At 67.5% G+C, this 19,111-nt stretch carries 16 protein-coding genes; 12 read left to right on the top strand and 4 right to left on the bottom strand.

Features of this window, described 5'->3' with window-relative positions:
• Positions 1–16: 16 nt before the first annotated feature.
• Complete coding sequence (locus tag JYJ93_RS36795; RefSeq protein WP_206799315.1) at positions 17–934, top strand: serine/threonine-protein kinase; 918 nt, start codon at positions 17–19, stop codon at positions 932–934.
• Positions 934–1,425, top strand: coding sequence for a hypothetical protein (locus JYJ93_RS36790; protein ID WP_206799313.1), 492 nt, complete (start codon positions 934–936; stop codon positions 1,423–1,425). Before JYJ93_RS36795 ends, JYJ93_RS36790 begins: the two co-directional genes overlap by 1 nt.
• Positions 1,426–1,432: 7 nt before the next feature.
• Here the strand turns inward: JYJ93_RS36790 and JYJ93_RS36785 are convergent, their stop codons facing one another.
• Positions 1,433–2,833 carry a hemolysin family protein gene (locus JYJ93_RS36785; RefSeq protein WP_206799311.1) on the bottom strand — a complete coding sequence of 467 codons (1,401 nt, stop codon included), beginning with the start codon at positions 2,831–2,833 and terminating at the stop codon, positions 1,433–1,435.
• A gap of 55 nt (positions 2,834–2,888) precedes the next feature.
• Between JYJ93_RS36785 and JYJ93_RS36780 the strand changes: the two genes are divergently transcribed.
• The 8 genes from JYJ93_RS36780 (at position 2,889) to JYJ93_RS36745 (ending at position 15,659) form a co-directional block, all read left to right on the top strand.
• Positions 2,889–3,692, top strand: coding sequence for a hypothetical protein (locus JYJ93_RS36780; protein WP_206799309.1), 804 nt, complete (start codon positions 2,889–2,891; stop codon positions 3,690–3,692).
• A gap of 67 nt (positions 3,693–3,759) precedes the next feature.
• Complete coding sequence (locus JYJ93_RS36775) at positions 3,760–4,764, top strand: hypothetical protein (protein ID WP_206799307.1); 1,005 nt, start codon at positions 3,760–3,762, stop codon at positions 4,762–4,764.
• Positions 4,765–4,799: 35 nt separating this feature from the next.
• Positions 4,800–5,486, top strand: coding sequence for a PDDEXK nuclease domain-containing protein (locus JYJ93_RS36770; protein ID WP_347402717.1), 687 nt, complete (start codon positions 4,800–4,802; stop codon positions 5,484–5,486).
• Between the two features lie 93 nt (positions 5,487–5,579).
• Positions 5,580–6,179 (top strand): hypothetical protein, encoded by a 600-nt coding sequence (locus tag JYJ93_RS36765; RefSeq protein ID WP_206799306.1) that lies wholly within the window; start codon positions 5,580–5,582, stop codon positions 6,177–6,179.
• A gap of 1,243 nt (positions 6,180–7,422) precedes the next feature.
• Positions 7,423–7,827, top strand: a complete 405-nt coding sequence (locus JYJ93_RS36760; RefSeq protein ID WP_206799304.1) for a hypothetical protein — start codon at positions 7,423–7,425, stop codon at positions 7,825–7,827.
• A complete protein-coding gene (locus tag JYJ93_RS36755) occupies positions 7,827–14,717 on the top strand; it encodes an RHS repeat-associated core domain-containing protein (RefSeq protein ID WP_206799303.1) in 6,891 nt (2,296 codons plus the stop codon). The genes JYJ93_RS36760 and JYJ93_RS36755 overlap by 1 nt, the downstream gene beginning before the upstream one ends.
• A complete protein-coding gene (locus tag JYJ93_RS36750; RefSeq protein ID WP_206799302.1) occupies positions 14,714–15,070 on the top strand; it encodes a hypothetical protein in 357 nt (118 codons plus the stop codon). Before JYJ93_RS36755 ends, JYJ93_RS36750 begins: the two co-directional genes overlap by 4 nt.
• 289 nt (positions 15,071–15,359) lie before the next feature.
• Positions 15,360–15,659: a hypothetical protein gene (locus JYJ93_RS36745; RefSeq protein ID WP_206799301.1), complete on the top strand. Its 300-nt coding sequence runs from the start codon at positions 15,360–15,362 to the stop codon at positions 15,657–15,659.
• 3 nt (positions 15,660–15,662) lie between these two features.
• On the opposite strand, the gene aat is transcribed toward JYJ93_RS36745, so the two are convergent.
• Together aat and JYJ93_RS36735 are read right to left on the bottom strand one after the other, a co-directional pair.
• Complete coding sequence (gene aat / locus JYJ93_RS36740) at positions 15,663–16,349, bottom strand: leucyl/phenylalanyl-tRNA--protein transferase (RefSeq protein ID WP_206799300.1); 687 nt, start codon at positions 16,347–16,349, stop codon at positions 15,663–15,665.
• A 14-nt stretch (positions 16,350–16,363) separates the two neighbouring features.
• Entirely contained in the window at positions 16,364–17,206 is an 843-nt protein-coding gene (locus JYJ93_RS36735; protein WP_206799299.1) for an LEA type 2 family protein, read from the bottom strand.
• A 56-nt stretch (positions 17,207–17,262) separates the two neighbouring features.
• On the opposite strand from JYJ93_RS36735, the gene JYJ93_RS36730 reads away from it, so the two are divergent.
• Together JYJ93_RS36730 and JYJ93_RS36725 are read left to right on the top strand one after the other, a co-directional pair.
• Complete coding sequence (locus JYJ93_RS36730; RefSeq protein WP_206799298.1) at positions 17,263–17,907, top strand: hypothetical protein; 645 nt, start codon at positions 17,263–17,265, stop codon at positions 17,905–17,907.
• A 9-nt stretch (positions 17,908–17,916) separates the two neighbouring features.
• A complete protein-coding gene (locus JYJ93_RS36725; RefSeq protein ID WP_206799297.1) occupies positions 17,917–18,405 on the top strand; it encodes a hemerythrin domain-containing protein in 489 nt (162 codons plus the stop codon).
• On the opposite strand, the gene JYJ93_RS36720 is transcribed toward JYJ93_RS36725, so the two are convergent.
• Positions 18,386–19,072 carry a hemerythrin domain-containing protein gene (locus JYJ93_RS36720; protein WP_206799294.1) on the bottom strand — a complete coding sequence of 229 codons (687 nt, stop codon included), beginning with the start codon at positions 19,070–19,072 and terminating at the stop codon, positions 18,386–18,388. The genes JYJ93_RS36725 and JYJ93_RS36720 overlap by 20 nt on opposite strands.
• Positions 19,073–19,111: the final 39 nt, after the last annotated feature.

Below are 19,111 nucleotides of genomic sequence, written 5' to 3'. Positions count from 1 at the left end.
CGTTAAACTTGCCGCCGTGGCGGAAGCTCCGGACCTGGGTGGCTATGAAGTGGTCGGCCGGCTGGCGGTCGGCGGCATGGCCGAGGTGTATCAGGCGCGTCCCCGTGAGACGACCCAGCGCTCCCCGGGCGAGCCCGAGGAAGTGGTCATCAAGCGGCTGCACCCGTCCTTCCGCAACGACCCCGCGTATGTGAAGGCCTTCGTCGACGAGGCGAAGCTGACGGTGCGCCTGCGCAACGCGCACATCGTGCGGACGTTCCGGCTGTTCCGCGCCGGGCCGGACTACCTCATGGTGCAGGAGCTCGTGAGTGGCCGGACGCTGGGCTACATGCAGGAGCTGCTGATCAAAGCCGGCGCCGCGATGCCGCCGGAGTCCGCCTGCTACATCGCGTGGTGCATCCTCAAGGCGCTGGACTACATCCACCGCGCCAAGGTGGGGGAGAACGGCGCCACCATCGTCCACCGCGACGTGAACCCCGCCAACGTGCTCCTGGGCGTCCAGGGCGACGTGAAGCTCACCGACTTCGGCGTGGCGGAGGTCGAGGGGATGATCCGCGGCGACTCCGGCGCGCTGCGCGGCACGCTGCCGTACATGAGCCCGGAGCAGGTGCTGGGGCAGGCGGTGGACGCCCGCACGGACCTGTACGCGGTGGGCGTCATCCTCTGGGAGCTGTGGGCCGGCCGCCGCCTCTTCACCGGCGACAACGAGGCGCAGCTGATGCACCAGGTGCGCGACGCCCGCGTGCCGCTGCTCTCCACGCTGTCGCCGGACCTGCCGGACTACGCGGCGCGGGTGGCGCGCAAGGCGCTGTTCGCGGACCGGGCCCGCCGCTTCCAGACCGCGGCGGAGTTCATCAAGGCGCTGGAGGTCCTGGCGCGCCGCGCGGGCTGGCCCCTGACGGTGGAGGCGCTGCAGCCTCTGCTGGGCGGCTGATGCGCTCGCGCCGGGCGGTGCTCGGGCTGGGCCTGTCCGGCATCCTGTGCATGTCCGGCTGCCTGGGCGTGGTGCCCTTCCGCCCGCGCGCCTACGACGAGGCGGTGCGGGTGGAGGCCGTGGACGTGGCCTTCACGCGCGACGGCTCGGGGGCGCTCACGCTGAAGCTCCAGGTGGGAAACCCGTCCTCGGACGCGGCCACGCTCACGCGCGTGGACTTCGACCTGCGCGTGGACGGGCGGCGCGTGGCCACGGGCGAGCAGGTGATGGGCGTGCCCCTGGACGGCGAGGGCCAGGTCCCCCTGGAGGTCGCCTTCCCGCTGGCCGTGGCGCGCGGCGGTGGCCGGCCAGAGGCGGCCTCTCACGTGGTGCGGGTGGAGGGCGGCGTGGTGCTGCGCTTCGGGGGCTCCGAGCGGCGCGCGCCCTTCCGGGACGTGCGCTCGCTGGACCTCGCGTGGGTGCCGGGCGGGGAGTCCAGCCCGGCGCAGTGACGCGCCTTCAGCCCTTGGCGTCTGGCGCCGCGCCGGAGTCCGGGGGCTGCCGCGGCGGGCCCCCCTGGCCGTCGTCCCGGGACGCCAGGACGCCGTCGCGGGGCTGTCCGTCAGGGAGGCCGGGCGCGACGCTCTTGAGGCGGGACATCCGCACGCGGTCGATGCGGGCGCCCTCCTTGGTGGCCACGACGAACTGCCAGCCGTTGTAGGTGAAGCGCTCGCCCACGTCCGGCAGGTGCCCCGCGAGCGAGGACAGGTAGCCGCCCAGCGTGTCGAAGTCGCCCTCCGGCAGCGGGAAGCCGAAGAGCTTGGTGAACTGATCCACCTCCATGGCGGCGTCCACCAGCGAGGTGCCGTCGGCCATCTTCTCGACGAGCTTCTCCTCCACCTCGAACTCGTCGCCGATGTCGCCCACGATTTCGCGGAGGATGTCCTCCAGGGTGACGACGCCCATGAAGCCGCCGTACTCGTCGACGACCATGGCCATGTGGATCTTCCGCTTCTGCATGTCGCGCAAGAGGTCGCCCACGGGCTTCATCCACGGCACGAAGTGGGCGGGGCGGATGACGTCCTGCAGGACGATGAGCTCCGGGTGCTGGAGCAGCGGGATGAGGTCGCGCGCGTGCAGCACGCCGACGATGTGGTCCACGTCGTCCTTGTAGACCGGGATGCGCGAGTGGTTCTCCTCCGCCAGGATGCGCAGCACCTCGTCCGGCGGCGTGGTGATGTCCACGGAGACGACGTCCGTGCGGTTGACCATCACGTCGCGGCAGCGCTTGTCGGACAGCTCGAAGATGGAGCGGATGAGCTGCGGGGCGCTCTTGTCCACCTCGTTGCGCGCGGCCTGGGCGGCGAGCAGCTTCTCCAGCTCCTCCAGGGGCGGGGGCGGCGGCTCGAAGCGCAGGGTGCGGCCCATGGTGCGGGCGCCCAGGTTGAGCAGGCCCAGCATGATGCGCATGGGCGGGTAGAGCACCGTCACCAGCAGGGACACCAGGCCCGACAGGCGCAGGGCCCAGCGCTCCGGGTTGCCGTTGGCCAGGCCGCGCAGCGTCACCTCCATGAGGCTCGCGAGCACGCCCACGAAGAGGGCGCCCGCACACACCGTGGCGATGGGCACCCAGGTGGCTTCCGCGTAGCGGCTGAAGTCCAGGAGGCGCGGCGGGACGAAGGCGCCAATGGCGGCGGCGAGGAAGCCGGACAGCACCATCCCCAGGCGCAGGGCGGTGGCGGCGGGTTCGCGGTCCGTCTTGTGACGGAGCACCCGGCGCGCGGCGACACTCTTGCTCTCCTCCGCGAGCTCCTGGGCGCGCAGGTCGGACGTCCCATAGAGCGCGGACTCCGCGGCGGCGACCAGGGACCTCATGAAGCAGAGGGCCAGGCAGGCGACCCAGAGGGTCCAGGTAGGCATAGGGGGAGGTTCTTATCCCGTGCTAGAGGGGCATACCACCCTGGCGGGAGGCACCATGCGGGGACGTCGGATGTACGTCATTGGCGGACTGCTGGGCGCGCTGGCGGCGCCCTCGGCGGCCCGGGCCTGGCCGGTGGACCAGGCCCTGACGCTGGAGCCCGGCAAGGAGACCTTCCAGAAGCTCACCGCCGTGGACTGGGCGGAGTCCGACGCGCCCGACGTCGTGACGGCGGAGGCGCTGTCCCAGAGCGGCGAGCTGCTCCTGACGCCGCACGCCGCCGGCATCGCCCGCGTGCTCCTGTACGCGGAGGGCCGCTTCGCGGTGTGGCGGGTGATGGTGGGGCCCATCGAACTGCAGAACACCGAGGCCCAGCTCGCGGCGGCCAGGAAGGCCTGCCCGGGCCTCAAGGCCACGGAAGGCGCGGAGCGCGGCCTCACGGCGACGGTGAATGACAACGCGTGCCGGCTGGCGCTGCGCACGTTCCTCAAGACGCACGCGTACCTGGCGAAGGAGCTGGAGCTGACGTTCGCGGTGGAGCAGCTCCAGGCGCAGCTGGAGGACTTCGAGGCGGGCATGCCGCCGGGGCTGACGGTGCGCTACAGCGGCGCGGGGCTGGTGCTGTCCGGGAAGACGGACCGCGAGGGCCACCGCAAGGCGCTGTGGGCGCTGTTCGACCGCGCCGTGGGCCGCGTGCCGCTGGAGGACCGCACGGAGGTGGAGGCGCCGCCGAAGGAGCAGGACGCCGCGAAGCAGGAGGCGCTCGACGCGACGGTGTCGGACGTGCCGCGGGATGCCGGGGTGCCGCCGGCGCCGCCTCCGCCGGTGAAGCGCAAGGCGGCTCCGAAAAAGCCGCGCTGAATGCCCCCTGGGGAGCGCGCCGGAGGGCAGCCGCTTGCGGTATGACCGTGGGTGGAGGTCCGACGGAATGACGAACGGAGTGAAGCGCGCGGGGTTCGCGCTGGTGCTGGCGCTGACGGTGGGGCCTGGGGCCGCGTGGGCGCAGGTGGATGAGGACGACGGCTCGGCGGTGGTGGTGGACCTGCCGGAGATGGACCGGGGCTGCCCGGTGAAGCCGGAGTTCCTGCCGATGACGCCCATGGGGCAGGTGGGCATCGACCGGCTGGGCTGGCTGGTGCACCAGGCCATCATCCCGTCCTCGAAGGACAAGTTCTTCCAGGCGGGGGCGCGCAGCCGCTCCGGGGTGAAGCCGGTGCCCATGGAGCAGGCGAAGAAGCTGGGCGCGCTGGACACCAACAAGGCGCCCATCTGGGTCTTCGGCAAGGAGAAGGCGAAGGCCTGCAAGGGCACGCCCATCGCGTACTGGGCGGTGCGGATGGGGACGGACGAGGACCGCCAGACGTACCTGATGGCGGAGCTGGCGACGGAGTGCGAGGTGCTGCCTCCCGGCCGGCTCGCGGGCACGCCCATCGCGCTGCGGCAGAAGGACGAGCCCACGGGGTGCGTGCTGCGGCGGCCCAACCGGAGCCTGATTGGCAAGGAGTCGGACGGCATTCCGCCGGACTACGCGGAGCACATCCCGCCGCAGGACTGCGCGGCGCCGGAGTGCGCGCGGCTGTGGGAGTACTTCGGCGTGACGGGCGACGAGGGCGAGGGCGCGTTCGACCTGACGGTGTCCTATCTGCACAAGAACGGCAGCAACCCGTGCAACTGGGCGACGGACGACCTGTCCATGTTGTTCGTGCGGGGGCGGGAGAGCACGGCGCTGACGCCGCTCAAACCGGGAGGACAGCTCTTCGGAGGCCTCTGGGACTTCAGCGGCCCGCGCTTCATCCTGAGCCGGGAGATGGGCGTGCTCTACGCGTACGACTACCAGAAGCTGAAGGCCGCGCCGAAGGCCGTGCGGTACGGGAGCCCGACGGAAGAGGACCTCATCCACGCGAAGCGCACGCTGTCGCCGTGCAAGAAGTAGCCGCGCTCAGGCCGTGAGGCCAATGCCCCTGGACGCTGCAGTCAGCATCCAGGGGCAATCGACTGGCCAGCTTCGCTTGTGAGATTGCAAAGTTCGCCGGAACCCATGTTCCCAGGTCGAACCGGAAAGTCTCACCGCTGGTGAGACAATTGCTGTGGACGCACCACCTCATCATCCTCAGCCAGGCCAAGCCCGTCGAGCCCCGCGAGTTCTACATCCTCACCGCCCTCAAGGAGCGCTGGTCCAAGCGGGAACTCGAACGGCAGATCCGTTCGGGCGCCGTCCTCCGCGAGGCCCGCGCCACGAAGAAAGTCTCGCCAGCGGTGAGACAAACTCACATTCAATGCCTCGTCGCCTTCGAGTTGAAGGTCGACAAGTTCAAGCCGGCCGATCTCGGTCAGCTCTCGTTCTACGTCGAGGCGCTTGACCGCGACGTGGAGAAGCTCCACGAGCGGCCCTCGATAGGCTTGCTCCTCTGCGCGACGAAGGATGACGAGTACGCGCTCGCGCGGACGACGGCGCCCACTCTCGTCGCCGAATACCAGACGTTCCTGCCCTCAAAGGAGCTGTTGCGGGCGAAGCTCCACAAGTTGTACGCGCAGCTCGCACAGGAGAGCTACCACAGTGAGACGAGCCGAGCGGTAAGCGTACGGAGGCCTCCGAGCCCTTCTCGCAAGGATCTCATCCACGCGAGGCACACGCTGCCTCCGTGTAAGAAGTAGCCACGCTCAAGCCGTGAAGCCAAGGTCCCTGGACGCTGCTGTCAGCATCCGGGGGCTCTTCGCGTGAAGCGCTCCAGGAAGGAGAGGTCCGCCATGCGCCTCTATCGCCCCGTCGGGCTTGCCGAGCTGCTGTTGATCTACCGGTCGGGCATGCGGCGCTTCCCACCGCGTCTGCCGGAGCAGCCCATCTTCTACCCGGTGCTCAACGAACCGTATGCCCGGCAGATCAGCCAGCACTGGAACGCCGCCAGTCCCGAAGGCGCCGGCTACGTGATGGCATTCGACGTGGAGGACGCCCACTCCGCGTCATTCGAGGTCCATCAGGTCGGCGCCCGGATGCACCAGGAACTCTGGGTTCCGGCCGAGGCCCTGGATGCATTCAACAATCACATCCAGGGACGGATCCGCATGACCGCCGCGGACTTCGGTCCCCACTTCACGGGCAAGGTTCCAGAGTCCTTCTCCCTGCGCAGGCAGAATGCGCGGACCCAGCTGCAGACCCTGATGGGAATCCACGGGTACAACGGGATGGACTTCCACGGAGAGGTGACCGCGAACCATGAGGCCGTGTTCGCGCACTTTCCCTACTGGGAGCAGATCGCCACCGGGAACGGGCCCCAGGTGGTGGAATCGATCCGCAGCGTCTGGAGCAGGGTATTCCCTGACATCCCGTTGGGGTGTCAGCCTGCATGACCGCGCCCCTCAGCATCAGGGCAGACGGCAGGGAGATTTGATTTCCTGAGCGAAATGCTCAATAAGTTTTGCCGTTGCCGTTAGAACCATGTCCGCCTGAAGTCAGTGCTCCCCCAGGTGGATTCACGAACGCACTTGAAGTGCGTCGAGCAGCCCTTCTGAGGGCTGTGCCAGCCCGTGGGCTGTAGAGGGGAGCGTATTCATGCAGTGGCCTGGGTTGTTCCGCGCGTGCGCAAGAACCGCACGCGCGTGGTCCGTGTTGTTCCTCATGGCCGTCCTGGCTGGAGCGACGTCCGCTTCCGCTACCCCATGCAGCGCAAGCGACACGTCACCCCATACATGCTCACAAGGGGCCTGCCAGGGCGTCGCGTATTGCGAAGGGACACGGCTGGGCGAGTGTTTTCCCACGGGCGTAGCGAACACGACCTGCAACGTCTGTGGACGCACGGGCTACAAGACCTGCACGGACTTCACGGTGGACGCCCAGTCCTGCTCGGCCTATCAGAACGAGCTCTGCAACGGCTGTGATGACGACGGCGACGGGCTGGTGGACGAGGGGCTCACCGGAGCGCCCTGTACGATGCCCAATGGTTGCTCGGGCGTCAGGGCCTGTACCGCCGCGGGTCCCACCTGTGTCCTGGCGCCTGACAGCCGAAAGGCTTGTGGAACCTGTGGCGCCGGAGGAAGCCAGGCCTGCCGGATGGACGGGTCGTTTGGTCCCTGTCAGCCCTCGACGGCGTCGCGGGAATTGCCCTGCAACGACTGCGATGACGACCGCGATGGCGTCGGGGATGGGAATGCCAGCACCCCGGAGTCCTGCAACGGCCTGGATGACGACTGCGACGGCCGCATCGACGAGGGCTCCCAGGGCTGGGAAGGAGAGGTGTGCGGGCTGAGCTCGAACGCCTGTTGCGCCGCGACCTGTGCGTCGCTGGGGAAGAACTGCGGAAGCGTCTCGGACGGGTGCGGGGGAACGCTGAATTGCGGCTCCTGTCAGGGCGGACAGGTCTGTGGAGGAGGAGGCGTGGCCAACGTCTGCGCAACCTGTTCCTACGTTTCGAAGGAAACCGCTTGCGCGGGGAAGAACTGCGGAACGGTCGCGGATGGCTGCGGCGGCTTCCACACCTGCGGTTCCAGTGCCTGCACCAGCCCCCAGACCTGTGGCGGCGGTGGCATGGCCAACGTGTGTGGCTGCACGCCCACTCCCCTGGTCACTGCGTGTGCGGGAAAGAACTGCGGAACGGTGCCCAATGGCTGCGGTGGTACGTACGCCTGTGGCACCTGCACCTCGCCGCAGACCTGCGGCGGCGGCGGAACCACCAATGTGTGTGGCTGCACGCCCATCTCCCAGGCCACGGCCTGCGCGGGGAAGAACTGCGGCACTGTAAGCAACGGATGTGGAGGCATCTACACCTGCGGCAGCGGCTGCACGGGGAGCCAGAGTTGCGGAGGAGGCGGCACGCCCAACGTGTGTGGCTGCACGCCATACCCGGTCTACGAGGCCTGCGGTGATCGCGAGTGCGGCAGCGTCCCCACGGGCTGTGGCGGAGTGCTGAGCTGCGGGACCTGTGGCTCGGGTTCGACCTGCAAGTTCGGCATCTGCCAGACGAACGGTGGCGGCTTCAGCTCGATGGAGGGGGACAAGTGATGGACACCCAGTTCAGGAATGCAGCGCCAAGCCGCTTGAAGCAGTTCCTCTCCACGTCGGTCCTATCCCTCTACGTCGTGCAGTTGCTGGGAAGCTGCGGCCCCGTGTCGGCGCAGGACGACGCGCGCGCCCTGTCGAAGGCGTCAGCCCAACTGAATGGGGCGACGAGCCTGACGCTGCCCGCGTCGACGGTCCTGCCCACGGAGACCGTGAATGGCCTCGCCACGGGACTGACCGTGGGCCGTCTGGATGTGTCCCTGGATGGTGCCGCGACCTATGCCCTGCCCCTGTGGGTTCCTCCAGGGCGGGCGGGGGTCCAGCCGTCGCTGACGCTGTCCTACAACAGCCGTGGCGGCAATGGCCTGCTGGGCATGGGCTGGTCGGTGAGCGGCTTCTCCCGCATCGCCCGCTGCAATCCCTCGCTGGACGGGGCGGGGAAGCGGCTGCCCATCCAGTTCAACCCGGCGGATGACCTCTGCTTGGACGGGGCCCGGCTGGTGCTCATCACCGGAACCGCGGGCGCCATCGGCGCGACGTACCGCACGGAGATCGACACCTTCTCGCAGGTGAAAATCACCGACGCGGATGCGAACGGCCCGAAGCAGTTCGAGGTCCGCACCCGCGACGGGCAGGTCCTCACCTACGGCGGTTACGGCGGGGCCGCGGAGGGCTCTGTGTTGGAGGGCCCGCGGGTGCTGGTCTCGGCCGTTCCCCCGTCGTGGGTCTCCGCGACGTACACCGGGGCACCTCGCGTCCGGTATTCGTGGTCCGTCTCGAAGGTCGAGGACCGCAGCGGCAACTTCATGCGCGTGCTCTACACCCGCACGGAGACCGACGGAGCCGTCGAGCAGATCCCCTCCGCCATCGAATACACGGGCTCGGTGAACACCGTGCCCCAGCTCCAGCCGCTCCGTCGCGTCTCCTTTCAGTACGGGCCGCGGCCGGACACGGATGTCCAATACGTCTCGGGCCTGAAGCTGAGGTCCACCCAGCGGCTGCTCAAGATCTCCATGTCGGCCCCGGTGGATTCCCAGGGCACGGTCATCGAAAAGCTTCGCGAGTATGTCTTCACCTACGGCAACGACAGCGTCTCGAAACGCAGCCTGCTGACCTACGTCGAGGAGTGCGACGGCAAGGACGTCTGCCGCAGCCCGCTCACGTTCGAGTGGGAGAAGGGCCTCGATCCGAACCCCGACCGGACCTTCGAGAAGATCGACACGGGCATCACGGACGTGGCGGCCAACGGCGTCGTCTACCCGAATGATCCCCTCCAGAGCGCGGACTACCTGGGCCTCGACTACTGGACGCTCCAGACGCTGGACATCAACGGCGACGGTCGGGACGACATCCTCTACCGGTACACGGGCGTGACGAGCAACGGCGTGCGCCTGCCTCCGGTCTGGAGGTACCGGCTCTCCACCGGGATGGGCTTCGGCCCTCCGCAGACCGCCAACAACCTCCCCAGGGCGGTGGTGGGGGACTCGCTGGATGAGCTGATCACCGTCGACTTGGACATGGATGGAAAGACCGACGTCATCGGTCTGAACCGGACGAACTCCGGCCATCCCACGTCGCCGTGTGACGGGCACTACCAGCTCTACCGCTCCACGGGCGCTGGCTTCGAAGCGCAGTGGAACAGCGGCGAGGAGCTCTACGACCTCTGCTACGACTCGGTGCAGGACGTGCCGGCCCCCATCATGCACGTCGCGGATCTGGACGGTGATGGTCGCCCGGACCTGCTGCGCTCGCGCCAGCCGATCACCTCCGCGAGCATCGCGAACTGGAGCTACCGCCTCAACACCACGACCCATGCCGGGTTGAGCTTCTCGGCGCCCACCCGCATCGGAGGGGACTTCTCCCGGACCTCGGCGCTCGCAGGCTACGCGACGGACGTGGACGGAGATGGCGCCGTCGATGTGTTGTTGCGGCAGCCTGCCTCCACCACGACGGTGGACGGCTTCGAGCAGTTCTATTCTGCGGTCGAAGTCTCTCCGACGCCGTGTGCCGGCGGGGCCGCAGGGACGTCGTGTCCGGCGCAGACGACCGCCACCCTGTCGGCCCTTCCCTGGGACTACATCCAGCGGCCCCAGGGCCCCTATCACCACCTGCAGCGGTGGTTCCTGGACGTCAACGGCGATGGCCTCCAGGACGTCGTGAGCATGGCGAAGGAGGCGAAGGTCGGCGGCGTGCGCACGCCGCGCGACCTCCTGCTCTCATTGAACACGGGCGTGGGCTACCTGCCGCCCGAGCACCTCGACATTCCGTTGGGCGCGATGCCCAGCCCCATCCAGGTCAATGAGGGGCGCTACATCGACAATGGCGTTCGCATCATCGATTACAACATGGACGGCAAGCAGGACCTCCTGCTGATGGACTCGTTCACGGACGGGGTCTACCCGAACGCCGTGGGCCGTTCGAAGGTGACGGTCCTCGAGTCGACGGGCAGTGGCTTCGTGCCGCGGACCCTGAATGCCATCCCTACGGGAATCACCACGGGCAGCGGTGGTGCCGCCCATCCCCAGTCGCAGCCGGGAACGGGGTACGGCTATCGCCTGTCACGCCTGATGGACATCGACGGTGATGGCCTGACGGACCTGGTGCAGGTCGAGCCCACCGGGAACCTCAACGAGTTCTCGCTTCAGATCTACCGCCGCCAGGCCGGCCGGCCTGACCTGATGAAGGCGGTGCTGGACTCCAATGGCAACCGGACGACGGTGATCTACATGGCGTTGACGGACTTCCGCGTCAGCACCGCGCTCTATACGCCGGGGACGTGCACCTACCCCCAGTACTGTGCCGCGTCCGCGCTCCCGGTGGTCGGAATGCTGTATGCCCCGAATGGCCGGGGAGGAACCCGCTCCGCTCAGTTCAGCTACAAGGACAGCCGCTATGCGCTTCGAGGCCAGGGGTGGCTGGGGTTCGCCTCCAGGACCACCTTTGACTCGGACACCCTGCAGACGTCCACGGTGCACATGGACAACGCCAAGCAGGCCGGCTCGCTCTATCCCTGGGCGCGCCTGCCATACCTGGAGACGTCCTCGATTCCCGCGTCCACCAGTGTGACCCTCTCGAGGCAGACCACCCGGAAATGGGAACTGCGGAACGCGCCCGAGAACCGGACGAAGTTCCTGTGTCCGACCCTCGGTTTCTCGGGCGAATACGACAACCAGCAGGGACAGTTCCGGGATGTCGTCACGAACCGGGATTGTGATGCCTACGGCAACATTGTGAGCGAAGAGACCTTCATCGCGAACGACGCCCAGGACATGAACCCCCACCGCCACAAGGTGGAGGTGAGCTACTCGAACTACACGCCCAACTGGACGCTGGGCATGCCGATGTCCAGGACGGAGACGGACAGCATCGCGGCGGATGCGCGGCACCCTTCGGGAGGGGTTGCTTCGCGCACCGTGCGCTACAGCTATTGCACTCAGTACGACTACCAGGAGGAGGCGGCGGAGCAGTGCCCGTGGTCCAACCTGCTGTACAAGGTCGTGATCGAGCCGGATGCGACGGGGCCAGCGGGCGCCGACGTCTGGCTGGCGACGACAGTGAGCCGGGATACGACAGGGCAGGTGACCTCCCAGACGCAGCGGGCGCGTCAGGGCATCGTCAAATCGTTCTCGGTTCGCGAGTACGACCCGGTGGAGCGCATCTTTCCGGTCGTGGACCAGACCTTCCTGGGCGAAGACGTCTCGACCGCGTCACATCGCACGGATCGGCTGTATCACCCAGGGCTGGGGTTGCTGGCCATCCAGGAGGACGCCAACGGCGTGCGCGAAGAATGGCGCTACGACGGATTGGGCCGTCTGCGAAGGCAGAGCGCTCCGTACCGGGTGGGAAGCCAGACGGTCGCATCCGCGGCGAACACGACCGTGAGCTACGGAAAGGAGCAGTCGCGGACGACCATCACAGTGAAGCAGGACGGCGGCGGGGAACACATCAGTCTCCTGGATGGCTTCGATCGCTTGGTCGAGGAGCGCGAGCGAGCTTCGGACGGGAGCTGGAGCCATGCGACCCGGGAGTACGACGCGTTGGGGCGCCTGTGGAAACAGTCCTTCCCCTATTCCGACCGGGAGACGCCCGCCTTCACTGTCATCAACTATGACAAGGCGGGGCGGCTGTCCCAGGTGGAGGCCGGCGGAACCATCAAGGAGGTGCGCACCTACGAAGGGCGCAACGTCCGGCAGCGGAGTGGCTGGTCGGAGCGGCGGCTCCTGGTGAATGCCCGGGGCCAGGTGGTGGAGAGCCAGGACTTTAAGACGGTGGGCAACCCCCAGAGTGCCGTCAGCACGCGGCTGAGCTACGGCCCCTTTGGGGTGGTGGATTTCGTGGAGGATGCCAAGGGCAACCTCACCACGATGAACTACGACGTCCTCGGGCGCCGCACGCAGCTCGTGACGCCGGAGGCAGGTGCGTCCGAGACCCGCTACGACGCCCTGGGCGATGTCCGTGAGCAGGCGGATTCCCTGGGGAACGTCACCACCTTCGCTCGTGACTTCCTGGGGCGGCCCGTGTCGGTGCAGACGCCGGAGGGGGTCACGCGCTTCGAATGGGACACCGCTCCCAACGGCATGGGGGCCCTGGCCTGGGCCAGGTCAGGTCCTTCCGCTACATCGAGCCCGACGGACGTGGTGCTGACGTACGGCTACGACGCCCTGGGCCGCTCCCTGTGGGAGACCACGAGCGTGGATGGGGGCGCCAGCTCGTACCGGGTCGACCGGGGCTACGACGCCTACGGCCGCATGGCTGCGCTCATCTACCCGCAGGTCGACTCCCAACTGCGTCTGGGGATGACGCTGGAGTACAACAGCTACAACGGGCGGTTCAGCGGAATCCGCAACACGGTGACGGGTCAGCTCTACTGGAGCGCCCTGGAGAGCAACGCCGCCGGGCAATTGACCCGGGAGCTTTACGGCAACGGAGTTTCATCCCTGAGCCGTTACGACAGACAGGGGCAGCTCCGCTTCATTGAGTCACAGGGCGGCCAGGGAACGCTCCAGCGGATCGCCTATGTGTGGAATACGGCGGGGAATCTCCAACTCCGGAATGACCTGCTGGTCAACGTGCACGAAAGCTTCTCCTACGACGCGCTGAACCGGTTGACGGCGTGGAACGTCAAGACGGCCTGCAACACCTCGACGACGAGCTTCAGCTACGACGACATCGGCAATCTGTTGCTGCGCACCGTGAGCCAGCAAGGGGCGGACGCGTTCACCGAGCAGCAGGACTACCGGTATGGCGAAGCAGGGGCGGGGCCCAATGCGCTGACCGGGCTGGGTGGAGAGGTGTTCGGGTATGACTCCGCCGGCAATCAGCTCTCCTGGGCGGCGCCCAACGGGGACTACCGCCAGGTGACGTACACGTCGTTCAGCCTGCCCAAGGTCCTGGAGTCGGCGCAGGCTGGACGGCTGGACTTCAAGTACGACGCTTTCCAGAAGCGGGTCTTGAAGCTGCGCAACAACGGCGACTCTACGCTCTACGTGTCAGGGCTCTACGAGAAGCGGCAGATGGCGGGAGTCGTCTCGCACGTCTTCCAGATTCCCGGTGCGAGCGGGCCGGTGGCCCAGGTTCAGTGGACGGCGGGAAGCGGTGGTTACAACGTCGAGACCCTCTATCTCCACGGTGACCACCTGGGCTCCATCGAGACCGTCTCGAACCAGGCGGGAGCCGTGGTCCAGCGGCGGAAGTACCAGCCCTTTGGTGCGCAGGCGAACCCTGCCAATCCGACGCAGCGGGTGCTGGCGACGACGAACTCCATCCGCACGGGCTTCACGGGACATGAAGATGACGCGGAATCCTCGCTGGTGAACATGGGAGGCCGGCTCTACGACCCGCGCGCCGGCCGCTTCCTGTCAGTGGATCCGTTCGTGACTGCCCCGTTCTCCAGCCAGGGGTACAACCGGTACAGTTACGTCTTCAACAACCCCTTGTCCATGACGGACCCGTCTGGCTTCACCGCCGAAGGCATCAACGGATGCTACGGGTGCGGTGGGCAAAGCGGAGCGGGACTGGATCTGACCCGCCCAGTGGTGGCTATCGCCAGTTGGGTGGCGGATGTTGCTGTTCGCGCAATCAATACAATTGTTGAGACATTCACCGGTGTTTCAGATGTGAATGGCGCCGTACAGAAGACGGAGGACGTGAGTGACGGCGCGGGCCACGCGATCTCCAGCATGGCGAATGCTGCCTTGGAGCATGAGGCGAACCGGTCGCTTTCAAGCCGGATGATGTGGGGGGCCTACCCATTGCTCCAGATGAGCAGTGAGACGTTTCTGTCGGTCTCCGATGGTGCCAGGGCAGGATACTCGAATTGGGGGTTGGCTGGAGCGGGAGCGGGGGCGATTGATACCCAGGTCCCTGTCTTCAGTATGTGGACTGCCTTCTCCGATGCACAAAGTGCTTTCGCTGGCGGTAACTACCGAGGCGTTGGTTTCAATGGCGCTGTTGGCGTTGTTGCGATGGTTGCTGTTGTGGCAAGCCTGGGAGATGGGAAGGCAATTCTTGGAGAACTTAAGTTCGCCGCCAAGGGTCTGTCCGGCGTTCCTAGTCGTGTTCTATCGAGAATCAACCTGCGAATGGGGAGCGTGGCGGAGGGCGTTGGCTGGAGCCATGTTGTCGATCGCCACTTCAATCCTGCCAAGAACGCCTCGCAGTTCACGATCTCACAGGAAGAACTTCGAGAACTCCTTCAAAGCGAAGATGTGGTGAGTGCTCCAGTCCTGCGCGAGCTCCAAAGCGCCGATGGCGTTCGCTATGTGCGCGAACTGACCTTCGACCGCCCGATAGGGGTGGACAAGTTCAAGGGATTGCAGCCAACCTCGACGATGACGGTCCTCACGGACAAGTTCGGTAACTTGGTGACAGTGACACCCGGAGTGATCAAGTGAAGCTCATAGGGAGCAAGACAGAAGAAGACTTCCGCACAGAGCTGTCGGGATCTCGCGAATCATTGTTTCGGGATCCAGGCAAACACCGTCTGCTCTCCGCGCTCCGGGCACACTTCCCGCACATGTCGACTGCGTACGTGTTGAGCTGGACGCCCGAGCAGGGCGAGGAGCTATTCCGGATTCTTGTAAACGACAACACAATCGCGGCTGTCGAGCTGGATCGAATGGACCTTCAGATTCAGCCGAAGGTGGTGGCTATTCCACTGAATCAATACGAGATGGGTCTTGGTAGGGTTGGGCGCATACAACTGGCAGTGGCACTCGACCTCGCAAGACAGGATCTGGAATCGTAACGGGTCGCTGCACTGGCGACCGGGATGGCGCCACAACCGGCCCCTTCTGCCACACCCTGTTGCTTCGCAGGGAGCTACGCGGCTGAAGCAGGAGGGGCGAGATCCCTCCACGCCCGGTGCTGGGTCTGGGACTGAACCTTGAGAGCGACCGCGATCTCCCGCCAGCGCCGGCTGGCGGCCTGCGGCTCCGTGATGGCCTGGCGCTTGGGCCCTTGATGAGTGCCAGAATCCATTCCTGCCGCCCAAGCCCTTGCTCTCAAGGGTTGGGCGGCAGGATTCCTGGTGCTTCATGAGCTGCCTTGCTGCCGTGTTCAGCAAAGACAGGGTGATGAATTGGTCCGTCTACGCCGATTTGTCGCGCCCACTGACCGAGGTGGAACGAAGAGCTGTCGCTGATGTACTCGACGAAGTCGTGCCCGATAGCGGTTGCGTCGGCCCGCAGAAGGGCGACGTCGACGAAGTGTATTTCCGCGTGGACGCAGCCTCTTCCGCGGAAGCGAGCGCGACCGCCGCGAGGCTGCTGGATGTCATCCTCGAGAAGGCGGGTGTCCAGGTTCGATACGAGCTCCAGTTGCAGCCCGGCCCGTGACGCCTACTCCGTCCACCGCCCCCGCCGCGTGGGCTCCTTCAACGCCTGCTCCAGCGCCGCCAGGAAGCGCTTGCGCGGCCAGGACTCCGCGCCGAAGCGCTCCAGGTGCTCGGTCTCCACCTGGCAGTCGATGAGCTGGAAGCCCCAGCCCTTGAAGCGCTCCACCGCCGTGGCGAACGCCACCTTCGACGCGTCCGGCGCCAGCGCGAACATGCTCTCCCCGAAGTACGCCGCGCCCAGCGACACGCCGTACAGCCCGCCCACCAGCACCTCGCCGTCCCACGCCTCCACCGAGTGCGCCAGCCCCAGCTCGTGCAACCGGATGTACGCCTGCTTCATCGCGTCCGTGATCCACGTGCCGTCCTGCCCCGGACGGTGCACTCGCGAGCACGCGTCGATGACCTTCGCGAACACCGTGTCGTAGCGCACTGTGTACGTGCCCCGGTTCATCACCTTGCGCAGCGAACGGCCCACGTGAATCTTGTCCGGCTCCAGCACGAAGCGCGGGTCGGGCGAGTGCCACAGGATGGGCTGCCCCTCGCTGTACCAGGGGAAGATGCCCTGCGAGTACGCGGCCACCAGCCGCTCCGGGCGCAGGTCGCCGCCCACCGCCAGCAGGCCGCTCTTGTCCGCCTTGGAGGGCGGGGGGAACAGCTCCGGCTCGTCGTCACTCAGCAGGTAGATGGGCACGCGTGCGCCCCAGTCTAGCGGGACACGTTGAGCTTCACGTCACCCTTCAGGAAGTAGGGGACCTGCAACAGGGGGCCCTTCAGCTCGCCCTTCACGCTGTAGGGCAGGACGCCCTTCCCGATGAGCGCCTTGACGCCCGGCCCCCAGGACTGGGCCGTCACCGCCACCTCCACCGGGTACACGCCCGTGGCGGACGCATCCACCGAGTCCGCCTGCGCGGTGGTGCCCTCCTCCAGGGGCTTGTCCGCCACGGCGACCTGGTAGGTCAGCGAGTCCAGCCGCAGCGGGAAGGGGTTCGGGTTGCGCACGCCCAGCCGCAGGTTGATCTGCACCTCCTCCGGCGAATAGCGCGCGGCGTCCAGGCTCTCCACGATGACCTCCGGCAGCCGGGGCACGCGCACGGCGCGGCTGGCGGCGAAGGGCACGGTCTCCTCGCTGCCGCCGGAGCGCACCACCAGCGTGCCGCGCAGCGCGATGAGCACCGTGCCGCCCTGGGCGCTCAGGCGGGCCAGGTCCTCGGGGCTCTTCACGTAGGAAGACTTCTCCTCGATGGAGAAGTCCGCGGGGGTCCCCGGCGCGAACGGCACCCCCAGCTTCGCGGAGCCCGTCTTGACCACCTGCCCGTCGGCGACGAGCTCGTAGTCGGCGCGCTCCACGACGCCGTTGGCGGTGCCGGTGATTTGTCCGGTGTAGCGCACGGAGGCGTCGGTGAGCCCCTGGGAGACGACGGCGGTCTCCTGGGCCGTCAGGGCCGGGGGGCCTCCGGAGCGGACCGGGGCGGAGGCACACCCGGAGTTGAGGGCGAACAGCGCGGACACCAGGGCCATCAAGCAGGTCGAGCGATTCACAAAGGACATTCTGGGGAGGCCAGGGGCTCGGCCCAAGGGGATTTCCGCTAGACTGTCCACCAACCGTGGCTCCCCGACGTCCCAACTTCAACCGGACCCTGCGCTCCCTCATCCGGGACATCGCCGCGCGCATGCCCGAGTTCAGCCACGTGAAGGTGGGCCGCATCCTGGTGGTGGCTGGCGAGGCCCGCCGGGCGTCGCGAGGCACGGTGAAGCCCCTGTGCTTCAAGGGGGGCAAGAGCATCGACAAGGCGGGGCGGCGCAAGCCGGTGGTGCGCATCCGGGGCCGCCGCATCCTGTACTGCATCACGCTGCGCCCGCTCTTCTTCCGGGGCTCCACCGCGAAGTCGCGGCTGGAGACGCTGATGCACGAGCTCTTCCACATCTCGCTGCGCTTCGACGGCACGCTGCACGCGGGCCGCCGCCACGCGAAGCTGGGCGCGGAGTTCGGGCGCCGCCTGCGGCCGCTGGTGCGCCGCTACCTGAAGCTGTGCCCGGAGGCGCTGCTCACGGACCTGGCGCACTCGGGCGAGGTGCGGGTGCTGCAGTGGCTGGAGCGCCCGGGCCCGGCCTACCACCCGCGCGCGTCGCACCGCCGCGTGCGCAAGGTCTACACGGAGGAGCAGCTCTACTCCGGAGTGACCCGCATGGTGACGCCGCGTCCGCGCGTGGCCCGCGAGGCCCACGTGCGCGACGACAAGGTGCACTGAAGGGCGTTGATGGCCGCGCCCACCGACTTCGTCAGCCTGGGAGCGCTCCACCGCGACCTGGAGGAGCTGTTCCTCCAGCACCAGGAAGCGCTGATGGGCATGGACCTGCCCGCCGCGCGCGAACGCCTGACGCTCTATCGAGACGAGCTGACGCGGCACCTGGAGGCGGAGGAGGCCCTGCTATTGCCGGAGCTGCCGCGCGCCGGAAGGATCCGAGGCGCCGCGCCGGAGCTCTTCACCGGCGAGCACCAGCGCATGCGGGAGCTGCTGGCGAAGTGTCAGGAGGCCGTGGACGCGCTGGACGCGAGCACACCGGACTACCGCCGCGCGGTGCTCCGCGTGTTCGACATGGAGAGCACGTTCAAGCACCTGGAGCACCACCACTCACTGCGCGAGGAGACGTACCTGTTCCCCGCCTTGGATGGAGTGCTGGGTGAAGAGGAGCGGCGGGCCCTGCTGGCCGCGTTCCTCGCGCGCACTATTTCTCCGGAGGCGTGAACCGGGCGAGGTCGTGGATGCCAAGCGCGCGCTCCAGCTGAGCCACCTCCTTGAGCGCGTTCTCGAAGCCGTCGCTCCCCAGCACCCGGTGCTCCTGCGCCTCGAAGCGCTCGCCCAGTTCCTGGAATTGCTTCTCGTCGAAGAGTTCGCGGAACGCGGGGAACAGGACCGTGTCCTCACGCGCGGCGTGGGGCCGGTACATGCGGATGAACTGCGTGAGCTGCCGCGCGACCGTGGCCCTCTGCTGGGGTTGAGTGAGGGCGTCGCGGCCCGAGGCCGCGGCGAGGATGGACGCGGTGAGCTTGCGCCCGGCGGCGTGTTGTTCGAGCAGCACCTGGACGAGCTCCTTCTGCTGTCCCGCCTTCACCAGCCGGGGGAACACCTCCGTCTCCTCTGTCTTCTCGTGGTAGTCCTCGCCGAAGCGGCGCATGAGCCGGGTGGCCTGGGCGAGCACCTCCGCGGGAGCCTTCTCTTCACGGAGGTCGAGGCGGCGAGCGAGCTCGTCGTAGACCAGGAGCGTGCGGCGGATGACGCCGTGCTCGCGCATCAGGTCCTCCGTGGCGTTCACCTCCGCGGGCCTGGACTTGGGCGCCGCGTTCACGGTGCTTGCCGCGCCCAGCAAGACGACCGTGGACAGGAAGCGGCGGCGGCTGGACGCCTCATTCATGGACATGCCCCTTGTATGAGCCGTTGTCCCGCTGGTCGA

It is taken from the genome of Corallococcus sp. NCSPR001 (genome assembly GCF_017309135.1).
GTDB lineage: Bacteria > Myxococcota > Myxococcia > Myxococcales > Myxococcaceae > Corallococcus.
Note: the sequence above shows the minus strand (reverse complement) of the source record. Positions and strands in the feature narration are given on the sequence as shown.